This window comes from Geminicoccus sp., from assembly GCF_036263595.1.
Classification (GTDB): domain Bacteria; phylum Pseudomonadota; class Alphaproteobacteria; order Geminicoccales; family Geminicoccaceae; genus Geminicoccus.
The window spans coordinates 1-2,171 of sequence record NZ_DATAGQ010000170.1 but is presented as its reverse complement, the minus strand read 5'-3'; the positions used below and the strand labels follow the sequence as shown (position 1 = coordinate 2,171).

At 67.5% G+C, this 2,171-nt stretch carries 3 protein-coding genes; 2 read left to right on the top strand and 1 reads right to left on the bottom strand.

Annotation, left to right across the window (positions count from 1 at the left end; all coding sequences use genetic code 11):
* Positions 1–540 (top strand): pyruvate, water dikinase regulatory protein (locus tag VHL31_RS18400; protein ID WP_329662702.1); only part of this gene is annotated, 540 nt, incomplete at its 5' end.
* A gap of 18 nt (positions 541–558) precedes the next feature.
* Positions 559–1,284 carry a hypothetical protein gene (locus tag VHL31_RS18395; RefSeq protein WP_329662701.1) on the top strand — a complete coding sequence of 242 codons (726 nt, stop codon included), beginning with the start codon at positions 559–561 and terminating at the stop codon, positions 1,282–1,284.
* On the opposite strand, the gene dinB is transcribed toward VHL31_RS18395, so the two are convergent.
* The coding region (gene dinB, locus VHL31_RS18390) for a DNA polymerase IV (RefSeq protein ID WP_329662700.1) at positions 1,275–2,171 on the bottom strand (897 nt) is incomplete at its 5' end. The two genes, VHL31_RS18395 and dinB, sit on opposite strands and share 10 nt — an antisense overlap.

Genomic DNA, 2,171 nt, shown 5'->3' with positions numbered 1-2,171 from the left:
GGCTACTTCTCGCGCATCGCCGCGATGGATTTCGCGATGCGTCACGATGACGGCCAGGCACCCGAGAAGCTCGAGGATGCCGACGTCGTGCTGGTCGGCGTGTCCCGGACCTCCAAGACCCCCACCTGCGTCTACCTGGCGAACCGCGGCATCAAGGCAGCCAATGTCCCGATCGTCCCGGACATGCCGCAGCTGAAATACCTGGAGCAGCTCAAACGCCCGCTCATCGTCGGCCTCACCATCAATGCCGACCATCTGACGTCGATCCGCCGCAACCGCCAAAAGCACATGGGCGTGGGCGACGAAGGCAGCCCTTATGGTGGCGACTATGCCGAGAGCGACCGGGTGCGCGAGGAACTGGTGATGGCCCGGCGGATGTTCGCCAAGTTCGGCTGGCCGGAGATCGACGTGACCCGCCGATCCGTCGAGGAGACGGCGGCTGCGGTGCTGCAGCTCCTGCAGGCCCGGCGCGACCCGGTGCTGGAGGACGGAAGGAAGGCGCCGATCGCCGCCGCGGACTGGCTGCAGGATGGCGACTGAACAGAAGCCAGGCTCGCCATGAGGAGCAATTCCGCCGTGCGCGCCAGGCGACGCAGAGCCGCCTGGCGCTGGATCCTGCTGCCGTTGCTGGCGCTGACCATGCTTGCAGGGGCGTTCTGGTTCGGGCGGGAAGTAGGCGGCTTCGAGCAGGCGGCGAGGGTCGACGCGCTCCAGCGGCAGGTCGGGCAGATGGAAGATCTCATCCACCAGACGAACCTTCTGCGGGCCCAGGCCGAGCAGCAGGCTGCCGAGGCAGGCGAGCGTGCGCGGGCGGAGATCGCGGCCCTGCAGGCCCGGCTGCCGCAGGGCGAGCTGAGCGGGATCGTCGAACTCGCGCGGGCGAAGCTGGGCGAGGGCGTGCCGGCCGAGCGGCTGCGGTTCCTGATCGAGGCCGCGCACCAGCGGCGTTGTGATCCGGCCATCGAGAAGCGGCGATTTGCGCCGCGCCTGCCCGACGACGTCACGCCGCTGCAGACAGTGTCCTTCCTGGACAACCGGATCACGATCAGCGGCACGGCCGTCGCTGCGGCGAACAAGGACGGCGTTCCTCAATCCTGGTTCGATCCGGCGCAGCCCGTGGAGATCAGGATCCTGCACATCGGCGGGGACATCGAGCTGATCAAGGACACCCTGCCGGCCGGCTATTCGATGGTCGCGAACGATAGGGAATATCGTCTTGCGTTCGCGTCATCGGAGAAACGTGGCCTGGTGGAAGCCTCCCTCCAGAGCTGTGCCTATCCTTGAGGAGAAGACCCTTTTCCGGTCGAGAACAGGTCGAACTGCCGACGGTCCGCCTCTTCGCCGCCATCGTTCACACCCAGGCCCAAAAGCCGGATCCGGCCCCGTGGAGGCTCGGGTCGATCCAGCAGACCCACGGCAATTTTCCACAGGTTTTCGACACCCTGGGGAAAAGGTCTGGGTGTGACGGTCCGGGTCCTGGTGACGAAGTCGGCTGAGCGGATCTTGAGGATCACCGAGCGGCCACGGAAACCGGTCGCCGTCAACCTTTGGTTTAGATCAACCACCAGCTCCCGCAGGATCGCCAGCAGGGCCTCGCGGCCGCTCACGTCGCGCGGGAAGGTCTGCTCCACCGAGACCGAGCGACGGGGGCGGTCCGGCTCGACAGGACGGTCGTCCTCGCCACGGGCGATCCGCGCCAGCCAGGCGCCGCCCTTGCCGAAGGTCCGCAGCAGCCAGGCATCCGACGCCTGCGCCAGATCCCTGCCCGACAGGATGCCGACCGCCCGGAGCTTGGCCGCGGTCCTGGGTCCGACGCCGTGGAAGTCCTCGACCGGCAGCGCGCCCAGGAGTGCTCGGGCATCCGCCAGCCCCACCACGGTCAGGCCGTCCGGCTTGTTCATTCCCGATGCGGTCTTGGCCAGGAACTTGTTGAACGACACGCCGGCCGAGGCGGTGAGGGCGGTCTCGTCGCGGATCATGGTCTTGATCAGCCGGGCGATGTCGACCGCCGCCATCGGTCCCGTCAGCGGGTCGGTGACGTCCAGATAGGCCTCGTCGAGGGAAAGAGGCTCCACCAGATCGGTAAACCCACGAAAGATCGTGCGGATCTGCCCGCTCACCTCCTTGTAGGCGTCGAAGCGCGGCCGCACGAACACGAGGTCCGGGCACCG